The following is a 21,722-nucleotide window of genomic DNA, read 5'->3' as shown; positions in this document are numbered from 1 at the left end:
CTTGTATGTTTGTTGATTAGAATAAAAGCTAACTGACCGATAGACAATCAAATATACTATGAATAATGTAAATATTGAAACATCCTGGAAAGCAATTTTAAAAGAAGAATTCGAAAAGGAATATTTTAAAAATCTAAGCCAATTTTTAAAGGCTGAAATTGCTCAGGGAAAAATAATTTATCCTCCAGGCAAACTCATTTTTAATGCTTTCAATAGTTGCAGCTTTACGAAACTAAAAGTGGTTATATTGGGACAAGATCCTTATCACGGACCGGGGGAAGCTATGGGTTTATCTTTCTCAGTCCCAAAAGGAATAGCCATTCCGCCCTCACTTCATAATATTTTCAAAGAACTGAACAGATCCTATGGTTATGGAATACCCAAGAACGGAGATTTAAGTACATGGGCACATCAAGGCGTGCTGTTGCTAAATGCCTCTTTAACTGTAGCCCACAAATCGCCGAATTCACACAAAAACTCAGGCTGGCATCAATTTACGGATGCCGTTATTAGCCTCATCAGTGAGCACAAACAGCATGTAGTTTTTATGCTTTGGGGCAATTTTGCAAAGTCTAAAAGAGGTTTAATTGATCCTTCAAAACATTTGATCCTAGAAAGTGCCCATCCCTCCCCATTGGCCGGAACAGCGTTTTCCGGCAACGATCATTTTGCAAAGGCAAACACTTATCTTGAATCAAATGGCATTCAACCAATAGATTGGAAAATTGAAGCTGCAATTTGAAGAATCAACAATATATCGTATATTTGTAGTATTCTTAAACACTAAAACCTATTTTTTATGAAGCTTAAAAATTTATTATTCATTGCATTTATAGCTCTGAGTTTTAATTCATTTGCACAAGAATATAAAAATGCAATTGGATTACGCGCAGCTTGGGGTTGGGCATTGACAGGAAAACATTTTCTCAATGAAAAAAATGCAGTTGAAGCCATTGTCAATTATCGCAATTATGGTGCAGGAGTCTATGATTACAATTATTTCAGTTTAACTGGCCTTTATCAAACGCACAGCGATATCAAATCCGTTGATGGTTTGAGATGGTATTGGGGCTTTGGAGCACAATTAGGCTCATGGGGCGGAGATTTTTATCAATTTGATTTGGACGATGATGGTAACTTCTTTTTAGGAGTCTGCGGAAATTTGGGTTTAGATTACAAATTTGATGGAGCTCCTATTAATCTCTCCGTAGATTGGATCCCAACTTTTCATTTTATCGGTTGGGGCAATGGCTTCAATGAAGAAGCTGGTGGATTTGCAATTCGCTATACTTTTTAAAAAATAATATTTTTATAATATTTAAAAACCGCTTTGGATCAAAGCGGTTTTTTTTTTGCCTTATCAGCGCAACTAATTTTTTGCAAGTCGGGAACGGTGTTTCCTCCATATCATAGCCAAGACAAAAACCATAAGGTAAGGTATCGCCAACAAATACAAAATTCCTGTATTTAAACCTTTACCTGCAGATCCTCCACTTTCTAAATTGGATTCTGCGGCCATTCTGCACATTGGGCATTGCGCAAATATATCATTCGAAACCACCAGTATAACAAGAATAAGAGTGAAAATAAATTTCATATAATTGATCATAGTGCAGTGGGCTTAAATCATACAGGGTCGCAACATCAAATAACAAGCAGGGCCTGAAAAACAAATATACAACCAAATCGGAAATACCCATCTCGCCATCCGCTCGTGTGCCGGATGCTGATGAGTCAATCCTCTGATGTAAGTAAAAAGTATAAATGGAAAAGCAAAGGCAGACAAAACAATATGAGAAATTAATAATATAAAATAAATTGTTCGTATCCCACCTTCTTTACAAAATCTCACTTCAGGTGTAGTAACGTGGTATAATACATAAGATATTAAAAAGGCTGAAGAGCATAAAATGGCTGCCGTCATAAATCGCTTGTGTGCATGAATATTTTTCATGCGAATAAAATAATACGCAATCAATAATAAAACACCACAAAACGCATTTAGACTAGAATGAAAGGCAGGCAGAAAACTAAAATCAATGGAGCTTTCAATTTTAATTTGGCGCATACTCGCTACGACCAATAACACTATAGCTGAAACTAAATAAGCAAATACATTTAATTTTTTGATCGATGAATTGCTCCAGCTCATGTTACTTTTTTAAACTAAGAAAAACTGGAATTTCTCTTACGGCAGTTTTGATTTCTTCCTTGTCTTCAAGTTTGTAATAATTTCTCATTCTGCCTTCTTCGTCGACAAGGGCAATAATATTCTGGTTAGCGTGAGACTCCGGTACCGAAAAAGCATCTGCAGAAAAAGGAAAAACATGATTAGATGCCATATAAGTTTTTACCCAATCAGTTTCTCTGCCAATTTCTAATTTATCAGACATTTCAGTGATCAATTCACCTTGAAACAAACCAATAATGGTAAACACATTTACAGCAAACTCTAGTTTTGCCTGCCCCACCAAATCCCTTAAAGCTTTGATGTGACTAAGTCTCATGGAATCTGCACCAATAATTCCTACGATCCATCTTTTGCCTTGTAAACTTTGACTGTAATATAGAGAGTCCTTTTCTGTAACCGTTTGAAAATTGCCCATTTCAGACTTTGGACTCAAATTTTCCATTGCAGATTTTCGCATTTGAGTACCCTTGTTCAAATAGTACCATGCGAAAGCCGGAAGACCTATGATGATCAAAAGAATAAGACCAAGTTGTATCTTCCTGTTCAAAAGCTATTTAATTATTCGGTTAAGTCCTCATCAATGCATGCCTTTATTGCCATTGGAAGTATCCACAGCTTGATGCAAAGAATCTATTGTTATAACATTTGTTTTAGCTGCTGGTTCACCAACAGGATCTTTATGATGCATTTGCATTTTTTCTAAAGTAAGTTTTGGCCTGTCATTCACATTCGCCCTCCAAACATTCCATGTATGTCCTTCAGAGAAAAAAGCTATGATAGCCCAGATGAGTAGTAAAGTAGGCAACAACACACTTTTTACCAACCCTGGTACTTCATAGCGCATATGCATGAATTCATAGACAATAAAATATGCTTTATATAAGGAAAGTATGATCATCGCTAGGTACATAATAGAACGAGGAAGGTGAAATCCTTCAACGATATAACCTTTTCCCAATAATGCAATGATTACTTCGACAACCGTAACAATACCCAGTAGTACAAACCCTTTAAACGCGGTTTTCTTTGCTTCTTCGTAACTTAAATGTGCCATTGTTGAAAATATATTTTTGAATTAAAGGAGATAAAAAACGAGAAATACAAACACCCATACCAAATCGACAAAGTGCCAATACAAACCGATTTTTTCAACCATCTCATAATGGTTTTTCCTGTTTGCATAGATCCCCGATAATACATTGATTAATATGATTGCTAAAAATACAACTCCACTAAAAACGTGAAATCCATGAAATCCAGTAATAAAAAAGAACAATGCACCAAATGCTTTCGGTCCGAATTGCTGTTCCTTGATATCTCCTGCTTCGTTTTTATAACGCAATGGAGCCCACTCGTCACCATGTTTGTGGATCAGGTAAGATTGACCCGGTTTAAATGTATCTCCAACTTTAATATCATGCCCATCAGCATCCATGTAAGTTCCTGCTTCAACATGTGTTCCGAACGGATTCACCCGAATTGACATATGTTCGGCGCCCATTAAAGTGGTCCACTCCCAAGCCTGGCAACCTAAAAATGTAAGTCCACCAAAAATGGTCATCAACATCCAAAATGCAACTCCTTTTTTGTTATAGCGTTGTCCTTCCTGAACAGCACGAACCATTGTAACACTACTCACGATCAAAACAAAAGTCATAAATGTTACAAAAATCAATGGTTTATGATGAAATCCACCCGGTAAGGTAGAGAATACAAAATCGGGAACAGGCCAGGTTGGACTGCTAAACCTCAAAGTTCCATAAGCTATAAGAAAGCCTGCAAAAGTAAAGGCGTCCGATAATAGGAAATACCACATCATCAACTTTCCGTAACTCGCCTTAAAAGGCTCCTTGCCTCCAGACCAGGACCCTTCGTGTGGATGAGTATCTTGCGCGTGTAAAGAATGATCAGTTGCCATCGAATAATTTTAAACTATTGTAATATGAGAAATATCAATAAGTAAATCCATATCAAATCGACAAAATGCCAATATTGTCTAACGAGATCCATTTTAAAAATCCGCCCGGGTGTCGCTTCGAAAGGCATGGAATATGCTACAATTAATGTTACAATAATAGCAGCAACTCCGCCGAGTACATGCAATGCATGTAATCCCGATAATGCATAAAGAAACGATCCACTTACATTTAAATCAAGCGTAATTCCTTGATTAAATAATGCCTTCCAGGATATTACCTGAAAAACTAAAAACGCAATACCAAAAATACAAGCCAATAAAATCCCCGATTTGTAACCAGCGGAAATATTGTTTTTAAAATTTTTATATGATCGCTCCATAAAAAATGAAGAAAGTAAAATACACATCGTACTTGCAAAAAACTGAACCGGAAGTTTGAATTCATACCAGTTACCTGCTGCCTTACGAACGATGTATGCACTTGTCAGTGCCGCAAACATCATTAATATTGAAGCCATGGCAATCCAAAGACCGAACCTGATCGCATGCAGTCTGCTAGGTTCTAAATTTTTATCGATCATTTGAAATAAAGCCATTATTGCAAAATAGAATTGAAGTAAAATAAAATCAAAAGTAAAGGCAGATAAATAAAAGATGCAAACATCAGCTTTTTGGCTGCAACAGCATTGTTGATTTTGTATAATTTCCAGCCGTAAGCTGCATATATAGCCACTAAGCTCACTAAACAAATGAGTACAACAATATTTATGGGTGAAAAACTATGAAACATTGCAATTAAAAAAACACTCAATCCTGCATAGACTGCAGAATACAATCCATATTTTGGATCCGGGTGCCCATCAACATCATTAATCAATTTAAATCCTGCTCTTTTATAATCTTGATGTCCGATCCATGCAATAGACCAAAAATGTGGAAACTGCCATAAATATTGAAGTCCGAAAATGCAGATTGCCTCAACAGTAAAACCATTGGTTGCTACAATACCGGCGATCAAGGTCGGGAGCGCACCTGGGATTGCCCCTACCGGAATTGCAATGGTAGAATATCGCTTTAATGGCGTATAAATAAAAGCATAAATTACAAATGACAGCATTCCCAAAACAGCCGCTGGTAAGCTGAGCATCACAAAGAGCAAAACGCCGACGGTACAAAACACACCTGCAATAAGTACCCCAAAAGAAAGGCTCATCCGCCCTGCTGCTATGGGTCTGTTTGCAGTGCGCGTCATCAGCTTATCGTATTCTCTTTCGAGGCTTTGATTGAGTGCATTTGCTGCAAAAGTGATAAATAAACCCCCTGCAATCAACAATGAGAATTCAAGAATCGAAAAATTCGATTTCGCAAGGATCAAATAACTCAATGCTGATGATATTACGACCATCAAACTAAGTTTGAATTTGACCAATACTCCAATATCTTCAATAAGAGAGTATTTAACAACTGTTGATTGCGTCTGTCTCAATGTATCTGGTATTACTATTTAATGACTGCTTTCTTCTTCTCCCTCAGCTAATGGTGTATGCTGTGGAATAAATTCTTTACCATCTTTTCCATAATCGTAAGACCACCTTTGAACAGTAGGAATTTTTCCGGGCCAGTTTCCATGTCCGGTATTAATAGGAGTTGTCCATTCAAGGGCGTTTGATCCATAAGGATTTTGTTCGGTCATTTTTTTGCCTTTGTAAATACTCCAGAAAAAGTTTACGACAAAAACCATTTGGCCAAGAAAAGTAATTGCAGCCGCAATGGTGATAAATTTATTCATATCATCGAAATCCTTGAACGCATCAAAATTATCAAAGCGATAATAACGTCTCGGAACTCCAGCCATACCAAGATAGTGCATCGGACCAAAAACAGCATAAGCACCAACCATGGTTACCCAAAAATGGATTTTGCCCAAAGTGTCATTCATAAATCTGCCAAACATTTTTGGAAACCAGTTATATACGCCGGCAAACATTCCAAAAAATGCAGCCACTCCCATTACAATATGAAAATGTGCAACTACAAAATAAGTATCATGCTGTTGAATATCAATGGCAGAATTTCCTAAAAACACTCCAGTCAAACCACCTGATATAAACATGGAAACAAATCCAATAGAAAATAACATCTGCGTATTCAATCGAATGTTCCCGCCATATAATGTACTGATCCAGTTAAATACTTTAACAGCTGAAGGAACTGCAATAATAAGTGTAAATACTACGAAGAAATTGGAAATAAACGGATTGACTCCGGACATAAACATATGGTGTGCCCAAACGATAAATGACAGAAATCCAATCGCGAGAATGGAATAAACCATCGCTCTATAACCAAATATGGGCTTTCGCGCATGCACTGCCATAACCTCTGAAACAATTCCCATCGCAGGTAATATAATGATGTAAACCTCCGGGTGCCCGAGAAACCAAAAAAGATGCTGAAACAAAATAGGGCTTCCTCCAATTCGATCTAAAGCCTGGCCATTGATGAAAATATCTGATAAATAAAAACTTGTACCTAAACTTCTATCGAACATCAATAGGAAAAATCCTGATGCTAAAACAGGAAATGAAAGTAACGCCAAAATTGCGGTCACCAGAAACGCCCAAATTGTCAAGGGCATTCTCCACATCGTCATTCCTTTTGTACGCAAATTCAATACAGTCGTAATATAATTCATCCCTCCGAGTAATACCGAAACGACAAACAGTACCAATGATACCAACCATAAGGTCATCCCCGCTCCACTTCCTATAGAGGCTTGAGGCAATGCGCTTAATGGAGGATATCCGGTCCATCCACCAGAAAACGGGCCGGTGCTGATAAACAAACTGTATAACATCACCACAGATGACATAAAAAAGAACCAGTAAGACAACATGTTTAGAAAGGGAGATGCCATATCTCTGGCTCCAACCTGAAGTGGAATTAATAAGTTGCTAAATGTACCACTTAATCCTGCCGTCAATACAAAAAACACGATAATGGTTCCATGCATCGTAACCAATGCATAATAAAATTCTGCATCAAGCCTTCCTATTCCTGCATATGGTCTTAACCATGAAATATCAGCATCTGGATAACCAAGCTGTATTCTGAAAATTAAAGACATGCCGGCTCCAACAATTGCCCAGAAAATTCCCGTTATGAGAAATTGCCGTGCAATCATTTTATGATCCTGCGAAAAAAGGTAGGTGGTCAGAAAGTTGGTTTGATATTTATCACCATGATGATGTTCATGAAAATGATCATCGTAACCCAACTTTTCTATGAGTTGGTCTGTCTCCAGATGTGTGTTATGGTTTGCTGACATGGTAAATTATTGATTATTAATTCAATTTTTTAATGCTGTTTTGTAGTCGAATCCAAAGCAGGAACCACCTTTGTTGTATCTATCGGATGATTCGTCGTACTATTTGTAGAATCTTTTTTGATCATATGATCTGCCTTGACCGCTTTGCCATTGAAAGGATCTTCATCTGTATTTCGAATGCTTGTCAGGTAAAATGATTTTTGAGTAGCATGCCATTTTTCCCATTCTTCCGGACTCACAATTTTCACGACCCTTCTCATACTGTAATGTCCTTTTCCGCATAATTCTGCACAAGCCAATTCAAAATTAAAAGCTTTCCATTTAGGTTCACTTGCAGGATCATTTGGATCAGAAGGCATTTGATATTCCGGATATTTTCGGAGTTCTTGTCTGAATTCATCAGTAGTTTTAATCGGGGTAAAGATGAAATAGGTAGGAATACCGGGTACTGCATCCATTTTTACTCTAAAATGAGGCAGATAAAAATTGTGCAAAACATCTCTGCCGATGATACGAACGCGTACTTTTTTTCCTTTAGGAAGCACAAGTTCATCCGCGTTGAAATCATCATGATTTCTTTCATCTGTCCAATCCTGTCCCAATTCATTGACGCCAGGTTTGATAAGTCTAAAATCTTTTACTCCTAATTCTCCATCAGGGCCAGGATATCTAAGATTCCATGCAAACTGCCAGCCTGTTGCTTCTATTTCAATATAGGATTCACCTTTCTGAACATCGGACATCACCGCATTCCAGGTAACCAATCCTTTTACCACAAGAATGGTCATCACCAAAGCAGGCACTGCCGTCCAAATAACTTCAAGCCTGTTATCGTGAGGAAAGAACAAAGCTTTGCGGCCTTTTTGATAGCTATATTTATAGGAGAACCAAAAAAGCACGATATGACAAATAATAAATACAATTCCTGTAAAAATCAAAGTCAAATCAAATAAAGAATCTATGGAACTTCCATGTTCGGATGCTGCTTTTAAGGGACCATATCCAAGCATTCTGTTCGCATAATAGAAGGCTCCCCAAAACGAAGAGCCAATAAATACCACCCCAAAAATCAATAACCATTTGGCGTTGGTAAGGCTGGTTTTTTCCTGATGTTCATCGGTGTCCATCAAGTCAGCCGTTAACTCATTAATTTTTGCAATCTGTACCAAAACCACAAAAAGCAAAAGAACTGATAATATCGTAATTAAAGCCGTCATGAGCGTTTAAATATATTTTGTTTGATCAAACATGGTGATGTAAACTTTCCTGCAAAAAAGGATCATTCTTGGGCACTAAAGGTGCTTTCGATAAAAAGTGCAGCGTCACAGTATAAAACAAAGCCAGAAAACCTATCAGTAATCCAATATCCGCCAACCCTGGTATATAATAACCAATATCTGGTTTTAATTCCCCATGATTATTGGACTTAGCTTCATGTCCATGGTCTCCTGTTGTTGTATGCCCACTTTCCTGATGAGCCGTTTGCTCCAATACCGGAGTACTTGAATGATGCCCGGGTCCCATACTAATTTCATGAGCTGTATGAAGGATTCCGGGTTTCAACATTTGAAATGTATCAACCCAGTGACCAAAGAAAACAATCATAGAAACTGTGATGAGGGTGCCGTATTTTCTTTTATTGTCATTTCTCATTAAAATTAAAAAAGGCAAGACAAAATTCAGAACGAGATTTCCATAAAAAAGCACCGGGTACTTTTCAATTCGCGTTTTAAAATATACGGTCTCTTCGCCGATATTTCCATACCATATAAGCATGTATTGAGAGAACCACAAATAGGTCCAAAAAATAGAAAATGCAAACATGAATTTACCCAGATCATGGAAATGTTCCTGATTTACATTATGATAATATCCTCTTGATTTTAAATAAATCAAGAGTAAAATGGTAAGTGCTATCATACTTACGAATGTACTAGCACCAGTATACCATGCATAGAGGGTACTATACCAATGTGGATCTACTGACATATTCCATAACCAAATAACAACAGCACTTGAAAATCCGGCGATAGGAAGGAATATGGCAGCATAGACTTTCATTTTATTATAGTGCTCAAACTTTTGATCTCCATGATCATCTTCTTCGATACTAAGATTGCGCATTTTTACTGCAAAAAATATCCAGGAAGCAAGTATCCCAAGACCAACAAAAGTGTAAAAATTTTTATTGAGGAATGAAGATTTGCCTTGAAGGATTTTGTCGTTTGCTACTACATCCGTATCTGCCCAATGGTATAAATGATGCCATCCCAAATAAACACCCATCGCAATTAAAAACATGATGGCAAAACCGACCCATAAAAACTGAGACATCGCCTCCCATACTCTTTTGAAACCGACATTCCAGCCTGCGTAAGCAGTGCGGCTGACACAGACAAAGAAAATAGCCATCATCGAAATCAGTGTAAAAAATGTTCCATTATGAAGCAAACTGCTCCACAATCTTGTATGATAATCATCGTCATTAGCAACGATTGCTACTAAAGATAAAATCCCTATTAAGCCCATTATTCCCAGGAAGATTTTATCTCTGTTTGGTATTTGTACGGAACTCATTGATATTTTCTTTTCAATTGTTAATGAATCGTCACTTAGTTACTGCTGGTACTAATGCTTTCGCTGCATCCTTTACAGCTACGGAACCTGTAAATGTATTTTCCTTTTCGCTGTATATTAATTTTTTAGAACTTGCCTGAAGCGAACGGATGTAGTGAATCACATTCCACCGTTCTTCGTAAGACAATTTATCTGCATGTGAGCCCATGACATTTCTACCATACATAATCGCATGATAAAATCTCCCTTCTGATGATGCTATAAATTCATCTTTTAAAAAATTTGCCGGCTGCGCAGGGTACTTCCCTCCGTCATCTCTGACAAGATAACCACCACCATCTCCTTTTTCGCCGTGACAGGAAGAACAATAAATATTGTAAAGCAATTTTCCATTGGAAAGTCCATCTGCTGAAATTGGCAATGGATTTGAGCTTATTTCTTTAGTGGCTCTTAACCGTTCGTCTTCCGTATTCTTGTAATAATATTCAACTGAACCATTGATGGGAGTTGCAATCGCATTATGACCCAATTTTCCATTAAACAAATCATTGTTAGGTTTTCCATTGGTCCAACCAAGAGATCCCCTTGCTTTTGTTCCTTGCACAGGCAATTTAGGAGCCGAGTAGTTAGCAATTTCAAGCTCACTTCCCCATGAATGGTAATAGTAATAATTATTTACATTCGGCTCATAGGCGATCGAGTGAGCCATATCTGGCATATATTCTGTACCTGTTCTATTGCCATCTGCAGGTCTGCATTGAAAACAAGCCACGGTCACAAAGATCACCAGTATTCTTTCCATTGGAATTTTCATCATTAAATCATTTTGGTGTTGACTTCTTCTGCTCCTGATGCTGCAAAAAACGCTCTGGCTTCCACATCAGAAACTTCATTTCTATCAAATGCAATACAAAATTTATCATCTGTTGTGCGCAAATCGAGTTGTGGATTACTTACACCTGGCCATAAACCACAAATCGTGTAAAACGTAATGGTCATCCCCCATGCAGCGCATAAAACTGTACATTCGAAAGTAATTGGAATAAATGAAGGTACTGGCCAATATGGTTTGCCTCCAAATATAATCGGCCAATCACTGGTCATCATCCAGGTCATTCCAAGAAATCCCAACATTGCACCCAGCGCACCGTAAACGAATCCGGCCTGATGCAAACGAGATTCTTCTAAACCCAATGCCTGATCAAGACCATGCACAGGAAATGGAGAAAATACATCCATGATTTCAAGATGTTTGCTTTTTGCATCTCTCACTGCGCTCACTAAAATCTCTTCGTCAGAGTAGATTCCATAAATGACATCTTTATTATACTGTCGCATGTAAATTTTATTTTAAATCAATTGATGTTAATGTTTTTCTTGTTTAGAAGAATGCGTCTCATCATGTTTATGATGACGGTTTGCCTTCTCCCCCTATGTATTGATCTCCACCCACTTTCAGAATGTGTTTAACCTCTGCAATAGCAACCACAGGAGCCACTCTGACAAATATCAGATAACATGTGAAAAACAAACCAAGCGTACCGATAAATATTCCGATTTCTACCCAGGTCGGTTTGTAATAACTCCACGAAGAAGGTAAATAATCTCTGGCAAGCGTTGTGGCAATGATTACGAATCGCTCAAACCACATCCCGATATTGACAAATATGGACATAAAAAAGGTCACAAAAATGCTTCTTCTGAATTTGCGAACCCAAAATAATTGCGGAGATATCACATTGCAGGCCATCATTCCAAAATAAGACCACCAATAAACTCCCATAGCTCTATTGAAAAAAGCAAATTGTTCGTAAACGTATCCGGAATACCAGGCAATAAATAATTCGGTCAGATAAGCAACACCTACAATGGTGCCCGTCACCAAAATGACCTTATTCATGGATTCAATATGTTCTAAAGTAATATATTCTTCAAGCTTCAATATTTTACGGGTCATCACCATAAGTGTTTGTACCATAGCAAAACCTGAAAAGATAGCTCCCGCTACAAAGTATGGTGGAAAAATCGTTGTATGCCAGCCAGGAATGACTGAGGTTGCGAAGTCAAAACTAACGATCGTATGTACCGATAAAACCAGTGGCGTAGATAATCCCGCTAATACCAAGGAAAGAGATTCCCATCTTTGCCAATGTTTGGCAGAGCCGGTCCAACCAAATGATAATGCATTATAAATCTTTTTTCGCAAGCCACTCGCACGATTCCTAACGGTTGCAAAATCCGGAACCAAACCTGTATACCAAAATAACAGGGATACAGAAAAATAAGTAGATATGGCAAATACGTCCCACAACAAAGGAGAGTTAAAATTGGGCCATAAAGAACCTCGCGTATTTGGATATGGGAAAAAATAAAATACAACCCAGATGCGACCGACGTGTATGAGTGGGAATAAAGCTGCACATATAACGGCAAATATCGTCATGGCTTCAGCAGCCCTGTTGACCCCTGTACGCCACCTTTGGCGAAATAATAAAAGGATGGCCGAAATCAAAGTTCCCGCATGACCAATCCCGATCCACCAAACGAAATTGGTAATATCATATCCCCAACCAATCGTCCGGTTTAGGTTCCAGGAACCAATTCCCATCCAGATGGTCCAAAGTATACAAAATACACCAAATGATAAGGTTGCTGCTGACACTATAAAGGCAATGATCCATTCCTTACTCGGTGTGCGTTCGGTAGGCGCACACAAATCCTCAGTAATCTGATGATATGTTTTTTGTCCCTCTACTAAAGGTTTCCTTACCGGTGCTACAAATCCTCCTGCCATGCGATTTATTTAATTAGTTATGCATCTAAAGTTTCGTCTCTGTTGTTGACTTTCATCGTATAGTTGACGACAGATTTGACGTTAATTTCTTCAAGAACTATATAATTCAAAGGGTTCTGCAATTTTGAATGCAATTCGCCTTCCTGATTATTGATATCACCAAAAGTGATAGCACCGGTTGGGCAAGAAGTTTGACATGCGGTCTTCACATCCTGATCGCGTAAAGTCCTTTGTTCTTTTTTAGCATTCAATTTTCCTTCCTGTATGCGTTGTACACAGAATGAGCATTTTTCAATGACACCTCTTGATCTCACTGTTACATCCGGATTCAATACCATGCGAACCAAATTATCAGAATAAAAGGGTTGCGTCTTTTCATTGGCAAGATTGTATTGATTTACAGGAAATAAATCCGCTGTAGTATAATCGTACCAGTTGAATCTTCTCACTTTATAAGGACAGTTATTGGCACAATATCGAGTGCCTACACATCTGTTATAGGCCATTTGGTTCAATCCTTCTGAAGAGTGATTGGTGGCATTTACTGGACATACGTTTTCGCAAGGTGCATTATTACAATGCTGACACATCATAGGCTGATAGACTACATTTGGTCTTTCAACATCTCCGTAATAATATCTGTCAATACGCAACCATGACATTTCATGATGTCTTGAAACTTCTTTCTTTCCTACAACAGGCACATTGTTTTCAGCCATACAAGCTACAGCACATGCGCCACAACCAATACACGAATTGAGGTCAATATGCAAGCCCCAATGGTGGCCGGAATTGTATTTATAATCATGTCCCGGATAAAGCGTATTCGAATTTAAATGTTGATGGTGCTCGCGTTCCTTTTGGAGCTTCTCAACGTTTTCTTTGATATCTTTTAGATTTGAATGCCGAATGATAGAACGATCTGTCAATGCACCTTGATATCCTTTGGTGATTCCTTTAAAAGCATCATCCACTAAAGCAGCTTCATCGGCATTAATCACTTTTCCAGAGCTGGTTTCAACCGCCGTCACACCAAAAGTGTGATGGTGTTGTACACAAGCAAAATTCTTCTCTATAGATTTAAGAGATTCAGAGAGACTGGCACTGGTATTATAATACTGTGTATAACCATCCGCACTTGTGCAATGCGAATTAAAATCAGTACCTACTCCGGTTCCGCAATCACCTGCTATCTGACGACCGTAACCCAAAGCAATTGCCACTGTTCCAGCCATCTGGCCGAATTGTTTGACCGCGGCTATTTTAATTTTTACATTGCCAATGGTTAATTCAACTTCTTCTCCATCTTCCTTGACATTGCTCATCGCATTAAATCTTCTGTCGCCATCAAAGGAGATCGGTACTGCCAGATAATTTCCCCATACCGTTCGCATCACCGGATCAGGCAACTCCTGCAACCACGGATTGGTTGCATAAACTCCGGATCCAATACTGATACTTTCATAAAAGCTTATTTCCAAAGCACTTTCAGATGGTTTAGCCAATTTTGAAAATGCCAAAGTAATATCTGCATTACAAACTAACAAACGTTCGTTAGTAGCAGTCTCAAACAACCCGTCGTGGAGTAACCGATCCCAATTGGTTTGCATATTGGCGGTCTCTGCTCCAGTTTTCTCAGCCCAGTTTTTTAACAAATACTCGTAATAAGGTTGCTCAACTTGATGGTTTAAGTTAGGGCTCATACACCAATTCAAAAAGGACTCACCAGCCTGTCGCGTTTTAAAGATGGGATGTATGGTGGGTTGAATAAAACTAAATTGACCACTTTTAGCTTCAACATCTCCCCATGATTCCAAATAGTGATGATCTGGTGCAACATATTGGCATTTAGAAGTGGTTTCATCGAGAGTTGGATTCAGGCTAATAGACAAGCCAACCTTAGACAGTCCTTCTGCAAATTCAGCAGCATTAGGGAGGTCATAACAGGGGTTCGCGTTCCAGATAATAACGGCGTCTACTTGAGAAGCTTTCATATCTGCCATCAATTGCTGCACATCCAAATCACTCCCTTTGCGTTGATAAGAAACACGCTCAAACCGAACTGTTTTATTGATATTTCCCAACATATCATTAATGGCAAATACCAATATCTGATCGCCGGGATTATTATTTCCACATACAATTAAAGATTTGGATTTCTGATCGATCAATTGACCAGCCAATTTAGAAAGTGCTTGCTTGGCTTTATCATTTAAAGCCGGAGCTGGTTGAACTTGTCTTCCACTCTTTGCAGCAATTTCATTATATAAGTGTGCAATTGCAGCACTTTGTTCGGAAGGTCTAACTAATATCCGATTGTCCGCATTCGAACCCGTAAGCGAAAGGTGTGATTCTACCTGAATATGTTTATTCATTTGATATTGCCCACCTTTCAAAGAACGCTTACTCGCATATTGAGCGGCATACTCAATTGGAGAAATCCAGCTTCCTAAGAAATCCGCATTAAAACTTATGATGACATCTGCCTGGTCAAATCTATAATCCGGAACCACGCGTTCCCCAAAACACAATTTCGCAGCATCCAACAATGCAGCACTTGAAACTGCATCGTACATAATGTGTTTTGTATTTGGATATTTCGTGGAGAATTCAGAGACCGCCTTAAGTGCTGATGGACTCATGATCGTAGAACTCACAATACGGATCTTACTATTCGCATTTAATTTGTCCGTTATTTCTTTATCGAAAGCTGACCAATCAATCAATTCAACTTTACCATCTTTCATGATTCCGGGACCTTGGATTCTGTTGTAATCGTACAAACTCAGAACTGAAGCCTGAACTCTGGCACTGGTACCACCTTTTGTTATTGGCGAAGCTGCATTTCCTTCTATTTTAATAGGACGGCCCTCTCTAGTTTTAACCAAAACAGAACAATAATCGCCACCGTTCACAAAACTAGAAGCATAATAATTAGCGATACCTGGAACAATGGTATCCGGTTTGATGATATATGGAATTGCTTTTTTTACAGGAATTTCACATGAAGCTAGCGTAGCTGCACCAATTCCAAATCCAAGCATTTTCAAAAAGTCTCTTCTGTTTGCTTCTAAACTACCAATGCGTTCATCTTCTACTACCGCAAACCCAGGCTCGTCCACAAATTCACTTTGCGTTTCTAAAATAAATTTTTCGTCCTGCAATAAGTCCTTCTCGCCTATCCAAATATTTGATTCGTTATGTTTCATTTGCATCTATGTTGTATTGGATCAATAATGACATTTTTGACAATCGAGACCACCTATATCACTTACTTTAACGGTCGATCTCTTCCCACTTTTCAATTCATCATGATAGGTTTTATAACTTTCGTAGTATTTGTTATCTGTAAACTTTACATCCGTCTCACGATGGCAATTGATGCACCAGCCCATGGACAAAGGTGCATACTGTTTCAACAAATCCATATCCTGCACTTTACCATGGCATTTTTGGCAGTCAATCTTTCCTATACTTACGTGCTGTGAATGATTGAAATACACGTGGTCCGGTAGATTATGAATGCGTACCCATTCTATCGGGCCGGGTATTTGCGGTTTGGTTTCACTTGTCAAGGAAGCTTTAATTTCTTCCCATTGTGTATCTGCTTCTCGCTTCGAACTTTCAGAACCCCCAGTTAGACTATTTTCTTTAATAAAATTGTCTTCAATCCATTTGCGGTAAACCTTTGCAATATCCTCCTCCGCCATTGAAGCATAATTTTCAATATACTTATCTGTACTTGGATCAAAACCAATAGAAGCAAATATTTTGGTAATTTCTGCAGTACCGTATACGCTACCTTTCTTTATGGCCGCATGGCAGTTCATACAAGTATTTGCTGCCGGAATTAGAGATTGTTTAGATCTTCTGGCGCCATCATGGCAATAATTACAATCAATTTTATGTAAACCTGCATGCGTAGCATGACTGAATTTAATGGGTTGTTCTGGAGCATAATTTTGCTGCCTTCCCAATGAAATGGCATTATTTATTGTAGTATAACCACCAAACAAGACCAAAGCAAATATGACAAAACTCACTACGGACTTATTGGTCAAAAACTTCCAAGTTGATACTTTTTGAGCGCTTGGGTCTCCTGCATTTACTTTAAGACTATAAACCAAGTCTGCTGTAAGCCTCCATAAGAATAATGCCAGACTTACTAATAAAACAAAGATTAAAAACATCCAAAATGAAAAACCGCTTTCTTTTTTCACACCTTCACCGGCAGCAGGACCTGTGGCAACTTTAGGACCATAAGTTCCGGAATAAACGCCATCAATGTAAAGCAACAGACTTTCGACATCATCGTCCGTCAAATTAGGAAAAGACGTCATGACCGTAGGTTTAAACTGGTTCCACAACTCCGTAGCTTTCGGATGACCATCTTTGATCATTCCCTGAGAATTGCGGATCCATTTATAGAGATCCTCTTTTGGGTATGCAGCCCATCTTTCTTGTGACCCACCTAAAGAAGGCCCTGTTAAGGCATCCTTCATATTCTTATTGTGACAGGAAGCACAATTATTTTTAAATAGATCCTTCCCCACTTCGATATCCGGAGCGGAAAAAGGAGCCAAGAAAGTCAACAAAACCAAGAAAATAGTAGAAAAGAATTTCTTGTAGCTCATAAAAGATTGGTATATAGTAAGTTACAATGAAGCAAGTAAATATTACAGCTTTTCATGATGTTTCGCCTGCAAAATTAGCCCAGAATTGGATTTTCCAAAATTAAAAGCAACATTAGTTTGATAGATTTCTAAAAAGTTCACTTTTGAAATTATGCAAAGCGTTAAGAATAGTTTAAAATTCAAAGAACAATAATTTCATAAATCCCATCTCTAAATAGCAATTGGAGCTTTTATAGCAGGGTGAGATTCATATCCTATCAACTTAAAATCATGATAATCAAATGAAAATAAGTCTTTTACCTCCGGATTAATCCACATTTGAGGTCCCGGTTTAGGATTTCGCGTCAATTGCGTTTTGGCCTGATCGACATGGTTTAAGTATAAATGTACATCCCCAAAGCTGTGAATAAATTCTCCAGGCTTGAGATTACAAATAGAGGCCATCATTTGCGTCAAAAGTGCGTAGGAGGCAATATTAAAGGGTACACCTAAAAAAACATCAGCCGATCGTTGATAAAGCTGACATGATAATTTGCCTTCAGCAACATAAAATTGAAACAAACAATGACAAGGACTTAAAGCCATTTTTGGCAATTCATCCACATTCCAGGCAGAAACGACCAATCTTCTGGATCCGGGGTTATTCTTAATTTCAGAAATGATATTTGATATTTGATCAATACTTCGCCCCGTTGAACTTGGCCAGTTTCTCCATTGTCGGCCATATACCGGTCCTAATTCGCCATTTTCGTCGGCCCATTCGTCCCATATACTTACTCCATTGTCTTTCAAATATTTAATATTGGTCTTCCCTTTCAAAAACCACAACAACTCATAAATGATAGACTTTAGATGCATCTTCTTGGTACTTACAAGTGGAAAACTTTGCTCCAAATTAAAGCGCATTTGATATCCAAAAATGCTTTTGGTACCCACGCCAGTGCGATCAGGCCTTTCAACTCCTTCGTTTAAAACTTTTTCGAGAAGATCCAAGTAAGTTTTCATATAAATGAACACCACAAAGAAACACATTAAAATATTTATAATATTATTTTTTGATTATTTATAGACTACTCATAATGACTTAACTTTACACGTAATCAAACTCAATGACTTATCAGAGCTTAAGGCACTGTTGTGAGGACCTGGAAAAAAAGGGCCAATTGCTTCGCATTAAAGAAGAATTAGATCCGGATTTGGTAATCCCGGAGCTTCACAGGCGTATTTATCAGATGAAAGGTCCTGCATTGCTGTTTGAGAAAGTAAAAAACAGTCCATTTCAGGCGGTTTCAAATATTTTCGGAACTTCAGAAAGAACATTTTATCTGTTTGAAGATGTATTAAAACGCTTTGAATGGCTGATTAAGGTTAAAATCGACCCATTTTCTCTTTTGAAAAATCCTGGATCTTCTCTGAGGAACCTCCCATGGCTATTTTCTGCAATTCCCTTCAAAAAAAGAAACGTTGCACTTCAATCCATTTGTTCAATTTCAAATCTTCCGAAAATCAGAGCCTGGCCAAAAGATGGCGGATCATTTATTACTTTACCCCAGGTCATCAGTTTTCCACCTGGGTCAATGAATCCAAAACAAGCCAATGTGGGCATGTACCGAATTCAATTGGATGGAAATGACTATTTAGAAGATCAAGAAATTGGTTTGCATTACCAATTACACAGAGGAATCGGCATACACCATCAAAACCATAAATCAGCCCAGTCGAAATTTCAATTGAGCATTGGTGTCGGAGGACCGCCGGCATTTTCACTTGCCTCCATTTTCCCTCTTCCGGAAGGTTTAAGTGAAATCTTATTTTCAGGATTACTCAATTCCAGAAGATACGCGTATGCAATTCAGGATGGATATTTTATTCCTCAGGATGTCGATTTTTGTATCACCGGAACGGTAGAAGATCAAGTATTAAAAGAAGAAGGCCCGTTTGGCGATCATTTGGGTTACTATAGCTTAAAGCACCCATTTCCCGTTCTTAGTCATATCAAAGTATGGCACAAAGCAGATCCCTTATGGCATTTTACAGTGGTTGGAAGACCCCCACAGGAAGACACTTCATTTGGTGCTATCATTCACTCCATCGTTTCAGAACTTATCGGGTCTGAATTTCCAGGAATTAAAGCTGTTCATGCCGTCGATGTTGCAGGTGTACATCCATTGCTATTGGCGATCGGAAGCGAAAGGTATATGCCTTTTAGAGAACGCAAACCGGAAGAGATCCTGACACAAGCAAATCATTTACTGGGCAAAGGTCAAACTTCTTTGTCCAAATATCTCATCATTGCTGCTTCTAACCCTGATCAGGTTCCAGACGTACATCATATTGCAGATTTTTTAAAATATGTTCTTAGACGTGTCGATTTTAAACATGATTTGCATTTTTATACACATACAACTATTGACACCCTTGATTATTCAGGATCTGGTTTTAATGAAGGTTCAAAACTCGTCATTAGCTGCAATCGGGATCCTTTGCGTGAATTATCCAATGAAGTTTCATTATTTACACTACTTCCAACTTCATTTACAAAAGCCAGACTTATCGACCATGGCATTATTGCAATAGAATCAAATGCATTCAGTACTTATGAATTTGCAGAAAAAGAGTTGTTCGAACTCACGAAATTTTTAGACGCACCCCAATTTGAAAATTTTCCTTTGGTTGTACTTACAGAAGATGCAGATTTTATGGCTGCAGATTTTTCAAATTTTTTATGGGTGACTTTTACAAGAAGTAATCCCTCCCATGATGTATATGGCCTAAGAGCTTCACATCAATTCAAACATTGGTCATGTGATGCACCGCTGATCATTGATGCTCGTAAAAAACCACATCATGCAACGGTACTTGAGCCTGATCCCAAAACGATACGCGAAGTAGATCAAATTATTTATCGCAATCCCGAACTTCATAAACTTTTCTCATGAACATCCCAAAGCTATTTATACAAAACATGGAGAAGCTCATTGGTTCTGAGAGTTCAGCATTTTTTGAAGCAATTCATCAAAACCCTAAAACGAGCGTTCGTTTAAATCCATTAAAATCAGAACATAACTTAAATCTAGCTGAAAGGGTCCCATGGTGCGAACAGGGTTATTATTTAAATGAAAGACCCGTGTTTACTTTGGATCCATTTTTTCACGCTGGACATTATTATGTACAAGAAGCCTCATCCATGTTTCTCGATTATGTTTTAAAGTATTTAAATTTACCCAAGGATATTCATGTCCTTGATATTTGCAGCGCGCCAGGAGGTAAATCCACTTTACTGGCAAGTTATTTTTCTGAATCCGCATTTATACACTGTCACGAATTTGACCAACACCGTACCACTGCTTTACAACATAATATGATTAAATGGGGACATTCAAACATAACCATTAGTCAGGGATCATTAAAGGAACTTAAAAACACCGGTATCACGTATGACCTGATACTTTTGGATGCTCCTTGCAGCGGTGAAGGCATGTTTCGCAAAGAACGCAAAGCTTTAGAACAATGGTCGCCAGAAAAAATTCAAAGTTGTCAGAGGATGCAAAAGGAGATCGTTCAAATTGTTGCTCAACTAGGGCATGAAAACTCTATTCTCATCTACTCCACTTGTACTTACAATATGTTTGAAAATGAAGAAGTATTATCCACTTTGATCAGCAACGGAACTTATGATCCCGTAGAAATCAATTCAGATTATAATGTTTGGAAATCAGACAATGAATCAAACCTTTATTCGTACAGATTTATGCCACATCGAATCCAGGGAGAAGGACTGACACTTACAGTTCTGAGAAAGAATAAAAATTCAACTTCAATAGAATATTCGGGAAAAAAAAGCTTCAAAGAGTTTCAAAATCCATTTTCTCCAAAAGCTTGGCTACAAGATTCAGAAGAGTTTATCATTAAAGATTTCAAAAAGCAGCTCCTTGCGATACGCAAATCACATCTTGAAAATAGCAACTTGTGTCTTCAACATTTGAATGTATGGAATACTGGAATACAACTGGGGCAAATAAAAGGACTGGATTTTATACCTCATCATGGCTTGAGTCAATCTGCATTCAAATCGAATGAATTACCGGAAATACAATTAGATTATAAACAAGCTCTTGAATATCTCAGATGTTTACATTTTCCACTCGACGTAAACACTTCTGAAAAATGGTTTGTTGCAAAATTCCAGTCCGCTTCGATGGGATGGATTAAATCTAATTCAAATGGATGGAAAAATTATTATCCAAAGCATTATAGAATTCTAAGTTATTAAATCAAAC

Annotated in this window: 20 protein-coding genes; 4 read left to right on the top strand and 16 right to left on the bottom strand. The window is 38.0% G+C overall.

Annotated features, from left to right (window positions below; all coding sequences use genetic code 11):
* Positions 1-58 precede the first annotated feature (58 nt).
* Together ung and IPM92_05875 are read left to right on the top strand one after the other, a co-directional pair.
* The gene (ung, locus tag IPM92_05880; protein ID MBK9107909.1) at positions 59-742 is read left to right on the top strand and encodes a uracil-DNA glycosylase; all 684 of its coding nucleotides are present in this window, start codon (positions 59-61) and stop codon (positions 740-742) included.
* A 57-nt stretch (positions 743-799) separates the two neighbouring features.
* Positions 800-1,297: a hypothetical protein gene (locus IPM92_05875; GenBank protein ID MBK9107908.1), complete on the top strand. Its 498-nt coding sequence runs from the start codon at positions 800-802 to the stop codon at positions 1,295-1,297.
* Between the two features lie 72 nt (positions 1,298-1,369).
* Here the strand turns inward: IPM92_05875 and IPM92_05870 are convergent, their stop codons facing one another.
* The 16 genes from IPM92_05870 to IPM92_05795 form a co-directional block, all read right to left on the bottom strand.
* Positions 1,370-1,609 (bottom strand): hypothetical protein, encoded by a 240-nt coding sequence (locus IPM92_05870; GenBank protein ID MBK9107907.1) that lies wholly within the window; start codon positions 1,607-1,609, stop codon positions 1,370-1,372.
* A gap of 12 nt (positions 1,610-1,621) precedes the next feature.
* Positions 1,622-2,152: a DUF420 domain-containing protein gene (locus tag IPM92_05865; protein ID MBK9107906.1), complete on the bottom strand. Its 531-nt coding sequence runs from the start codon at positions 2,150-2,152 to the stop codon at positions 1,622-1,624.
* Between the two features lies 1 nt (position 2,153).
* Positions 2,154-2,738: a hypothetical protein gene (locus IPM92_05860; GenBank protein ID MBK9107905.1), complete on the bottom strand. Its 585-nt coding sequence runs from the start codon at positions 2,736-2,738 to the stop codon at positions 2,154-2,156.
* Between the two features lie 30 nt (positions 2,739-2,768).
* A complete protein-coding gene (locus IPM92_05855; protein MBK9107904.1) occupies positions 2,769-3,245 on the bottom strand; it encodes a cytochrome C oxidase subunit IV family protein in 477 nt (158 codons plus the stop codon).
* Positions 3,246-3,266: 21 nt separating this feature from the next.
* Complete coding sequence (locus tag IPM92_05850) at positions 3,267-4,010, bottom strand: cytochrome c oxidase subunit 3 (protein MBK9107903.1); 744 nt, start codon at positions 4,008-4,010, stop codon at positions 3,267-3,269.
* A 113-nt stretch (positions 4,011-4,123) separates the two neighbouring features.
* Positions 4,124-4,705: a cytochrome c oxidase subunit 3 gene (locus tag IPM92_05845; GenBank protein MBK9107902.1), complete on the bottom strand. Its 582-nt coding sequence runs from the start codon at positions 4,703-4,705 to the stop codon at positions 4,124-4,126.
* On the bottom strand, positions 4,705-5,514 hold the full coding sequence (locus tag IPM92_05840; GenBank protein ID MBK9107901.1) for a protoheme IX farnesyltransferase: 810 nt from the start codon (positions 5,512-5,514) through the stop codon (positions 4,705-4,707). The genes IPM92_05845 and IPM92_05840 overlap by 1 nt, the downstream gene beginning before the upstream one ends.
* A 99-nt stretch (positions 5,515-5,613) precedes the next feature.
* A complete protein-coding gene (locus tag IPM92_05835; GenBank protein MBK9107900.1) occupies positions 5,614-7,437 on the bottom strand; it encodes a cbb3-type cytochrome c oxidase subunit I in 1,824 nt (607 codons plus the stop codon).
* A gap of 29 nt (positions 7,438-7,466) precedes the next feature.
* Complete coding sequence (locus IPM92_05830) at positions 7,467-8,564, bottom strand: cytochrome c oxidase subunit II (protein ID MBK9107899.1); 1,098 nt, start codon at positions 8,562-8,564, stop codon at positions 7,467-7,469.
* Between the two features lie 115 nt (positions 8,565-8,679).
* Positions 8,680-9,966 (bottom strand): hypothetical protein, encoded by a 1,287-nt coding sequence (locus IPM92_05825; GenBank protein ID MBK9107898.1) that lies wholly within the window; start codon positions 9,964-9,966, stop codon positions 8,680-8,682.
* Positions 9,967-10,045: 79 nt separating this feature from the next.
* Positions 10,046-10,831 (bottom strand): cytochrome c, encoded by a 786-nt coding sequence (locus tag IPM92_05820; GenBank protein MBK9107897.1) that lies wholly within the window; start codon positions 10,829-10,831, stop codon positions 10,046-10,048.
* Positions 10,831-11,352 carry a DUF3341 domain-containing protein gene (locus IPM92_05815; protein MBK9107896.1) on the bottom strand — a complete coding sequence of 174 codons (522 nt, stop codon included), beginning with the start codon at positions 11,350-11,352 and terminating at the stop codon, positions 10,831-10,833. Before IPM92_05815 ends, IPM92_05820 begins: the two co-directional genes overlap by 1 nt.
* A gap of 67 nt (positions 11,353-11,419) precedes the next feature.
* Positions 11,420-12,808, bottom strand: coding sequence for a polysulfide reductase NrfD (gene nrfD / locus IPM92_05810; protein MBK9107895.1), 1,389 nt, complete (start codon positions 12,806-12,808; stop codon positions 11,420-11,422).
* 17 nt (positions 12,809-12,825) lie between these two features.
* A complete protein-coding gene (locus IPM92_05805; protein MBK9107894.1) occupies positions 12,826-16,017 on the bottom strand; it encodes a 4Fe-4S dicluster domain-containing protein in 3,192 nt (1,063 codons plus the stop codon).
* 21 nt (positions 16,018-16,038) lie between these two features.
* Positions 16,039-17,442 (bottom strand): c-type cytochrome, encoded by a 1,404-nt coding sequence (locus IPM92_05800; GenBank protein MBK9107893.1) that lies wholly within the window; start codon positions 17,440-17,442, stop codon positions 16,039-16,041.
* Between the two features lie 210 nt (positions 17,443-17,652).
* On the bottom strand, positions 17,653-18,447 hold the full coding sequence (locus tag IPM92_05795; GenBank protein MBK9107892.1) for a thymidylate synthase: 795 nt from the start codon (positions 18,445-18,447) through the stop codon (positions 17,653-17,655).
* A gap of 104 nt (positions 18,448-18,551) precedes the next feature.
* Here IPM92_05795 and IPM92_05790 point away from each other — a divergent pair, with 104 nt between their 5' ends.
* Both IPM92_05790 and IPM92_05785 read left to right on the top strand, forming a co-directional pair.
* The gene (locus tag IPM92_05790) at positions 18,552-20,381 is read left to right on the top strand and encodes a UbiD family decarboxylase (GenBank protein ID MBK9107891.1); all 1,830 of its coding nucleotides are present in this window, start codon (positions 18,552-18,554) and stop codon (positions 20,379-20,381) included.
* Positions 20,378-21,715: a hypothetical protein gene (locus tag IPM92_05785; GenBank protein MBK9107890.1), complete on the top strand. Its 1,338-nt coding sequence runs from the start codon at positions 20,378-20,380 to the stop codon at positions 21,713-21,715. The genes IPM92_05790 and IPM92_05785 overlap by 4 nt, the downstream gene beginning before the upstream one ends.
* Positions 21,716-21,722: the final 7 nt, after the last annotated feature.

The sequence above is a fragment of the Saprospiraceae bacterium genome (genome assembly GCA_016719615.1).
Taxonomy (GTDB): domain Bacteria; phylum Bacteroidota; class Bacteroidia; order Chitinophagales; family Saprospiraceae; genus Vicinibacter.
The sequence above is the reverse complement of the archived record's forward strand: the minus strand, read 5'-3'. Positions and strand labels throughout refer to the sequence as shown.

Coding starts and splice junctions, on each gene's coding strand:
- ung (MBK9107909.1), top strand. CDS start 59: ATGAATAATGTAAATATTGAAACATCCTGGAAAGCAATTTTAAAAGAA.
- IPM92_05875 (MBK9107908.1), top strand. CDS start 800: ATGAAGCTTAAAAATTTATTATTCATTGCATTTATAGCTCTGAGTTTT.
- IPM92_05870 (MBK9107907.1), bottom strand. CDS start 1,609: ATGATCAATTATATGAAATTTATTTTCACTCTTATTCTTGTTATACTG.
- IPM92_05865 (MBK9107906.1), bottom strand. CDS start 2,152: ATGAGCTGGAGCAATTCATCGATCAAAAAATTAAATGTATTTGCTTAT.
- IPM92_05855 (MBK9107904.1), bottom strand. CDS start 3,245: ATGGCACATTTAAGTTACGAAGAAGCAAAGAAAACCGCGTTTAAAGGG.
- IPM92_05850 (MBK9107903.1), bottom strand. CDS start 4,010: ATGATGTGGTATTTCCTATTATCGGACGCCTTTACTTTTGCAGGCTTT.
- IPM92_05845 (MBK9107902.1), bottom strand. CDS start 4,705: ATGGCTTTATTTCAAATGATCGATAAAAATTTAGAACCTAGCAGACTG.
- IPM92_05840 (MBK9107901.1), bottom strand. CDS start 5,514: ATGGTCGTAATATCATCAGCATTGAGTTATTTGATCCTTGCGAAATCG.
- IPM92_05835 (MBK9107900.1), bottom strand. CDS start 7,437: ATGTCAGCAAACCATAACACACATCTGGAGACAGACCAACTCATAGAA.
- IPM92_05830 (MBK9107899.1), bottom strand. CDS start 8,564: ATGGACACCGATGAACATCAGGAAAAAACCAGCCTTACCAACGCCAAA.
- IPM92_05825 (MBK9107898.1), bottom strand. CDS start 9,966: ATGGGCTTAATAGGGATTTTATCTTTAGTAGCAATCGTTGCTAATGAC.
- IPM92_05820 (MBK9107897.1), bottom strand. CDS start 10,831: ATGATGAAAATTCCAATGGAAAGAATACTGGTGATCTTTGTGACCGTG.
- IPM92_05815 (MBK9107896.1), bottom strand. CDS start 11,352: ATGCGACAGTATAATAAAGATGTCATTTATGGAATCTACTCTGACGAA.
- nrfD (MBK9107895.1), bottom strand. CDS start 12,808: ATGGCAGGAGGATTTGTAGCACCGGTAAGGAAACCTTTAGTAGAGGGA.
- IPM92_05805 (MBK9107894.1), bottom strand. CDS start 16,017: ATGAAACATAACGAATCAAATATTTGGATAGGCGAGAAGGACTTATTG.
- IPM92_05800 (MBK9107893.1), bottom strand. CDS start 17,442: ATGAGCTACAAGAAATTCTTTTCTACTATTTTCTTGGTTTTGTTGACT.
- IPM92_05795 (MBK9107892.1), bottom strand. CDS start 18,447: ATGAAAACTTACTTGGATCTTCTCGAAAAAGTTTTAAACGAAGGAGTT.
- IPM92_05790 (MBK9107891.1), top strand. CDS start 18,552: ATGACTTATCAGAGCTTAAGGCACTGTTGTGAGGACCTGGAAAAAAAG.
- IPM92_05785 (MBK9107890.1), top strand. CDS start 20,378: ATGAACATCCCAAAGCTATTTATACAAAACATGGAGAAGCTCATTGGT.